Annotated in this window: 6 protein-coding genes; 4 read left to right on the top strand and 2 right to left on the bottom strand. The window is 37.3% G+C overall.

The window, feature by feature from the left end:
- Positions 1–42: 42 nt before the first annotated feature.
- The 4 genes from ftsY to corA all read left to right on the top strand — a co-directional run bounded on the left by ftsY (position 43) and on the right by corA (position 4,180).
- Positions 43–1,347: a signal recognition particle-docking protein FtsY gene (gene ftsY, locus ACFFHT_RS01415; RefSeq protein ID WP_382372766.1), complete on the top strand. Its 1,305-nt coding sequence runs from the start codon at positions 43–45 to the stop codon at positions 1,345–1,347.
- Between the two features lie 9 nt (positions 1,348–1,356).
- Positions 1,357–2,022, top strand: a complete 666-nt coding sequence (gene ftsE / locus ACFFHT_RS01410) for a cell division ATP-binding protein FtsE (RefSeq protein ID WP_382372764.1) — start codon at positions 1,357–1,359, stop codon at positions 2,020–2,022.
- Between the two features lie 10 nt (positions 2,023–2,032).
- The gene (gene ftsX / locus ACFFHT_RS01405) at positions 2,033–2,968 is read left to right on the top strand and encodes a permease-like cell division protein FtsX (RefSeq protein WP_382372762.1); all 936 of its coding nucleotides are present in this window, start codon (positions 2,033–2,035) and stop codon (positions 2,966–2,968) included.
- A gap of 264 nt (positions 2,969–3,232) precedes the next feature.
- Complete coding sequence (corA, locus tag ACFFHT_RS01400; protein ID WP_382372760.1) at positions 3,233–4,180, top strand: magnesium/cobalt transporter CorA; 948 nt, start codon at positions 3,233–3,235, stop codon at positions 4,178–4,180.
- A gap of 37 nt (positions 4,181–4,217) precedes the next feature.
- Here corA and ACFFHT_RS01395 read toward each other — a convergent pair whose 3' ends face one another.
- Complete coding sequence (locus ACFFHT_RS01395) at positions 4,218–5,600, bottom strand: rhodanese-like domain-containing protein (RefSeq protein ID WP_382372778.1); 1,383 nt, start codon at positions 5,598–5,600, stop codon at positions 4,218–4,220.
- Between the two features lie 10 nt (positions 5,601–5,610).
- Entirely contained in the window at positions 5,611–6,624 is a 1,014-nt protein-coding gene (locus ACFFHT_RS01390) for a YeeE/YedE family protein (RefSeq protein WP_382372758.1), read from the bottom strand.
- Positions 6,625–6,704: the final 80 nt, after the last annotated feature.

Raw genomic sequence — 6,704 nt, 5'->3', positions numbered from 1 at the left:
TTTTGCGTTAATTTTTAGTGATTTAACTTGGTATTTTAATCTATGTCAGAAAATAAACAGAAAAAAGGATTTTGGGCTTCATTATTTGGACGTAACAAACCAGCAGATCAAACAACCAATGACTCACAGAAGATCACTTCTACCCCAGTCACAGAATCAGAAGAAAAAGCCGATACAACAATAGCAACAACAGAAATACCTGTTGTTGAGTCTATTTCAGAAACACAAGAATCATTGGAACAATCTGAAGAAATATTAACAACATCAAATCTTGAAAATAATCAAGAACAGGTTACAACGCCAATACAAGATGAGCCTGAGCCTGAGCCTGAGCCTGAGCCTGAGCCTGAGCCTGAGCCTGAGCCTGAGCCTGAGCCTGAGCCTGAGCCTGCTAAAATGGAAACACAAGAAAAACCAACTAAACAAGGCTTCTTTAGTCGTTTAGTGCAAGGTTTAGTCAAAACGAAACAGAATATTGGAGCAGGTTTTCTCAACTTCTTTACTGGCAAAAAAATTGATGATGACTTATTTGAAGAGTTGGAAGAACAGTTATTAATTGCTGATGTAGGCGTTCCTACAACTAGTAAAATTATTAACAACTTAACCGAACATGCGACACGCAAACAGTTAAAAGATGCTGAATTACTTTACCAACAATTAAAAGTGGAATTAGGAGCAATTTTAAAACCAAATGAGCAACCATTAATCCTTACTGACAAAAAACCATTTGTGATTTTAATGGTTGGGGTAAATGGCGTGGGTAAAACCACCACCATTGGTAAATTAGCCAAACAATTCCAACAACAAGGAAAATCTGTGATGTTGGCAGCAGGCGATACCTTCCGAGCAGCCGCTGTTGAACAGTTACAAGTTTGGGGTGAACGCAATCATATTCCTGTTATTGCTCAAGCCACTGGTGCTGATTCTGCCTCAGTTCTCTATGATGCAATGCAATCTGCTACCGCAAAAGGAATCGATATCCTCATTGCTGATACCGCTGGTCGATTACAAAATAAAAATAATCTTATGGACGAATTACGCAAAATTGTGCGTGTAATGAAGAAATATGATGAAACTGCACCACATGAAATTATGCTTACCCTTGATGCGGGAACAGGACAAAATGCAATTAGTCAGATGAAACTGTTTAACGAGGCGGTCGGAATTACAGGCATTACGCTAACAAAATTAGATGGTACCGCAAAAGGCGGGGTGATTTTTGCCTTAGCTGATCAATTCAATGTACCAATTCGCTACATTGGAGTAGGTGAAAAAATTGATGATTTACGTCCATTCAAGAGTGAAGAATTTATCGAAGCGCTGTTTGTATCAGATAAAGAGATTTAAGGAAAAACTATGATTCGATTTTCCGATGTAAGTAAAGTTTATAGCGGTGGAACAAAACCCGCATTACAAGGATTAAATTTTCATTTGCCTGCAGGTAGTATGACTTATATTACAGGGCATTCAGGAGCGGGTAAAAGTACCTTACTCAAACTTATTTTAGGCATTGAACGTGCTAATGGGGGAAATATTTGGTTCAACGGACATGATATTACTCGTCTTTCTACGTCAGAAATGCCTTATCTACGCCGTCAAATTGGTATGGTTCATCAAGATTACCGTTTACTAACCAGCTATACTGTCCTAGACAATGTCGGTTTGCCACTGGTTATTAATGGTATGCACCCTTCCGAAGTTAAACGCCGTGCATCTGCAGCACTCGATCGAGTAGGATTATTTCATCGAGCAGATTATTATCCACAACAGCTTTCTGGTGGTGAACAACAACGTATTGATATTGCTCGAGCGATTGTTAATAAACCACAACTTTTATTAGCAGATGAGCCAACAGGCAATTTAGATAAAGAGTTATCATTAGATATTTTCCGACTTTTTGAGCAATTAAATCAAATGGGCGTAACGGTGATTATTGCCACTCACGATATCAATATCATTTCGCAAAACCCAAAACCAACAATCGTGCTTGAACAAGGACATTTGAAACAATTTATTCGTTAATAGGATTATTATGAGTCAACGTCATGTGAATGCGCCACTTTGGCTACAACTTAAAATCGTTTTCCAAATGGTGATACGTGAATTATATAAAAGAAAATTAGGCACTTTACTCACTGTATTAGTTATTGCTGTTTCATTAACAGTCCCTGTTACTACATATCTGTTATGGAAAAATGTGCAATATGCAGTGGACAATTTTTATCCAGAATCTGAATTAGCCGTTTATCTGAATAAGAATCTTAGTGAACAAGATACTACTGATGTTGTAGAAAAATTACGTGCACAAGAAGGTGTTGCATCACTAAATTATATTTCCCGCCAAAAAAGCCTAGAAGATTTTCGTCAATGGTCAGGATTTGGTGAGGAACTCTCTTTATTGGATGATAATCCTTTACCTGCTGTCGTGATGATTAAACCTACTAAAGAATATCAAAATACCAATGAACTTATGTCATTACGGACCGCATTAAGCAAAATTAAAGGTGTACAGGAAGTCCGTTTAGATGATGATTGGATGGAAAAACTGGGTGCGGTATCTTATCTCATTGCACAGATTGCCATTATTTGCAGTATTTTAATGAGCCTCGCTGTCTTTTTAGTCATTGGTAATAGTGTACGTTCCGATGTATATAGTAGTCGTGCCAACATTGAAGTAATGAAGTTACTTGGTGCAACGAATAATTTTATCTTACGCCCATTCCTCTGCACTGGCATTATTTACGGCGTATTAGGTAGTGTTTTAGCAACATTATTTAGTTTTCTCTTAATCGGTTACTTTTCAACCGCGGTAAGTTATGTTGCTAATATCTTTGCTCTTAAATTTGAATTACACGGTTTAGCGATCCCAGAAATTCTCTTTATGATCATTATTTGTTCCGCTATTGGCTATGCTGCTGCATGGATTTCAGCGAACAAGCACATCAATGATTTTGAAAAGAAAAATTAATCCTAAAAGTCAAGTTTCACCCTGTGGTGGAACTTGACTATCCTGCCTGACAAGAGTAACATTCCGCCCGATATTTTTTCTATGAGGACAAACACTTTGGACAGTCACAGTCGATACTGGTTTTATTTTTTCAGCTAATCTTTTCGCCCTCATAGCCTATGCTTATCGGCGAAAAGTCGGTAAGTATCTCTACTTTCCATATTTAAACTAGAATCTTTTTTATTTTGTTCATTGCGTTGTTCACCCAACCTAGGGAGTACGAACATGATCGGAGCTTTTGCTTTAGATGACGCACGCTTAGTGCGTATTGACGAAAATAGTGAAGCATTGAATGATGCAATTTGGATCGATCTCTTAGAACCGACTGTTGAAGAACGAGAAATGTTACAAGAAGGATTAGGACAAAGTTTAGCTTCCTACCTTGAATTAGAAGACATCGAAGCGTCTGCACGTTTCTTTGAAGATGAAGATGGACTTCATTTACACTCTTTCTTCTATTGCGAAGATGAAGATGATTATGCCGATATTGCTACTGTTGCGTTCACATTAAGAGATGGTCGTTTATTTTCATTACGAGATCGTGAATTACCTGCATTCCGCTTATATCGGATGCGTTCTCGTACCCAAAAACTCTTGGAATGTAATGCCTATGAACTATTGCTTGATCTCTTTGAAACCAAAATTGAGCAATTAGCGGATGTGATCGAAACAGTTTATGCAGATTTAGAAAAATTAAGTCGAATTATCTTAGAAGGGAAACAAGGTGAAGCCTTTGATCAAGCATTAGCAACATTGACCGAACAAGAAGATGTGAGTTCTAAAGTCCGCTTATGTTTGATGGATACCCAACGTGCATTAAGTTTTTTAGTGCGTAAAACACGTTTGCCAACTAGCCAGTTAGAACAAGCTAGAGAAGTATTACGCGATATTGAATCATTACAACCCCATAATGAATCATTGTTCCAAAAAGTGAACTTCTTGATGCAAGCAGCAATGGGTTTTATGAATATCGAGCAGAACCGTATTATGAAGATTTTCTCAGTGGCTTCATTGATTTTTTTACCACCAACATTGGTATCTTCGACCTACGGTATGAACTTCGCCAATATGCCTGAGTTAACGTGGAAATTTGGCTATCCATTTGCATTAGGATTAATGGTACTAGCTGCCCTATTCCCATTCCTTTACTTTAAACGGAAAGGGTGGTTATAAGAAGATTCAATAAAAAATGCGGCACTCGCCGCATTTTTTAACTTTTACAAGAATTCCCTTTCTTCATAATTTTACCAAAATCATTATGTGCATTAGGTTTGCCCATATTATTTGGTGCTCCTTTCTGAATTGGGAATTTTGAATCCATTTGCCAAGCATTCCAACCACCATCATATACCTTCGCATCTTTCCAACCAGCTAGTTGTGTCATAAACCACGAAACACCAGCTCGCCAACCTGTTCCACAATAAAATGCAACTTTATCAGAAGATTGAATTCCTTGCGCTTTCCATAACGCAAAAATCTCCAATGGATTTCGTAAAGTACCATCTGGATCATAATAATCCGCCATATTCGATGAATCTGTTCCGGCAAATCCCCAAATCGCACCTTTAGGTTCTCCTTTACCTGGTATATAGTCATAACCACTCATTTTACCAATATATTCATCCCAAGAACGATTACTGATAAGTTTTAAACCTTGTTGTTGTTCTGCTAAGGCTTGTTCTGGCAGGGCAATATCAATTTCAGGATGCACTGGAATAGTTACACCAAACGCCGACACTGGTGTTGGAATATTTACTTGCGTTTCTGTTGGAAAACCTGCATCCATCCAAGTTGCTAAGTTACCATTTAATACTCGCACATCTTGAACACCAGCCCATTTTAAAGCCCAAAAAACACGATAAGCGGCTAACTGATTATCTGAATATAAAATAATCGTTTTATCCTTATTAATCCCATTTTTTATTAAATTCTGTTCTATCACTTTGGGATCAGATAAATTCCAAACAGGATCATTTTCAATCCAGTCTGTATCAAAATGATAAGCACCAACAATATGTTGAGTATAGGCTTTCGCATTTGCTAAAGGTCCCCAAGAAACTTCAAATATCATATATTGATCATTCTGATAGGTTTCTGGCTTTTCACCTTTCATTACAGCATTTACCCATTCAGGCGATACACTGTATTGGAAATTGGGTAGTGCTTCTAATGGATAACTTTCTACATTGGCATAATTAACAAAATCGGAAAAAGTTCTTACTTTATAGCCTCGTGCTGTGAATTCTGCACTAACACGTTCTAAATTATCTGGATTACTATCATATAACACGATTGTTTTATCTTTCGTAATGCCTTTTTCCGCAGCAAATTGCTCAAACTTCTCTGATGATAGATAGTCCAACCAGGTTGTACTGAATTGGATTGCTCCTTTAATATGTCCACCACGCAAGGCATTTTTATCTTTAAAGCCGTTATATAAGCTATCATTGCGTGTATCCACAATAACATATTCTGGATTATCCAAATTCTTTAAAAGTTCTTCTGTATCAATAGTTTTTGCTACCGTACGATCATCACAGCCAAGTACACTCACACTAATAGCTAATGCAATGGCTAAAGTAGATAATTTCATCATAAATTCCTTAATGTTGAGATTGTGTAGGTTTAAAAAAGTAAGTGGCAGACCAACAGCCAAGGATCATCATTATCATGGCTAACCAGCCTTGCCACGAAAAATAGGCAGTAGCAACTAATGCATTCGTTACCGTACAACCACCTGCTAACGTTGCTCCGATTCCCATCAAAAATCCACCAATCACCCGTCGAATAAAATCATAGCCCGATAATGGTCGCCAATTAAATTCGCCACTGCTCTTCGCAGAGATAAATGAACCGATCAGAATACCCAGTACAAAACAGCTTCCCCAGTTTAAATAGCGTTGTTGACCAGTCACGATATATTGCAAAATATTGGCTGATGGAACGGCAATACCAAAGCCATAATTACGCCCTGTTTGAGCACTTAACCACCACGCTATAACACCTAAAATCCCAATTAAAATCGCCGTGAACCATAGAGGTAAGTGAGTGGAAAATAAACGCCAATGAAGTAATGTGGAGGAAGAAGAACTTGATTTATTCGATTGATGAGTAGCACTGTAATAACACAAAAAACAGGTTATGCAGATAAGTACCCCAACTAAATACCAAGGTGAGATACCTAATGTTAAATAAAAATTATCTAATTCTAATGGCGACTGTAAGAATTGATTTAAACTATCTTTTAACACACCTGTTTGACCTGCCGCCATTGTCAACATAAAGGTAATTAATACAATTACACTGCTTAATTTACCTTCCGCACTTCGAAACCAACTCCCTGTCGCACAACAATTCGCAACAACCATTCCAAAACCAAAAATAAAACCACCTAGTAAAGTTGCTAATAAAGGTAACTGTGTAATAGGAATAGTAATTAATTGGAGCTCATCTAACGTAAATAAACCGATAGATTGAAGTGTGATAGCAATAAATAATGCACTCAGAAAAGCAAAATTCTTTTGCCAAAGAAGGTTTCTAAAACCAGAAACAAAACAGAATTGTCCACGTTGTAATAAAAAGCCGAAAAGTATCCCGACGACTAAACCGCTAAACATAAGATTAAACCTTAATACGAATGTTGTTAGGGTGTTTATTAGAACACAAGTAAAAATAGTAAGCTACTGCTAATTAAACA

The organism is Gallibacterium melopsittaci (assembly GCF_042433085.1).
In the GTDB taxonomy this organism is placed as follows: Bacteria; Pseudomonadota; Gammaproteobacteria; order Enterobacterales; family Pasteurellaceae; genus Gallibacterium; species Gallibacterium melopsittaci.
This window is presented reverse-complemented; position numbering and strand designations above follow the sequence as displayed.

Bases quoted from the DNA above. Each gene is read 5' to 3' on its own strand.
- ftsY (WP_382372766.1), top strand. From the start codon at position 43: ATGTCAGAAAATAAACAGAAAAAAGGATTTTGGGCTTCATTATTTGGA.
- ftsE (WP_382372764.1), top strand. From the start codon at position 1,357: ATGATTCGATTTTCCGATGTAAGTAAAGTTTATAGCGGTGGAACAAAA.
- ftsX (WP_382372762.1), top strand. From the start codon at position 2,033: ATGAGTCAACGTCATGTGAATGCGCCACTTTGGCTACAACTTAAAATC.
- corA (WP_382372760.1), top strand. From the start codon at position 3,233: ATGATCGGAGCTTTTGCTTTAGATGACGCACGCTTAGTGCGTATTGAC.
- ACFFHT_RS01395 (WP_382372778.1), bottom strand. From the start codon at position 5,600: ATGAAATTATCTACTTTAGCCATTGCATTAGCTATTAGTGTGAGTGTA.
- ACFFHT_RS01390 (WP_382372758.1), bottom strand. From the start codon at position 6,624: ATGTTTAGCGGTTTAGTCGTCGGGATACTTTTCGGCTTTTTATTACAA.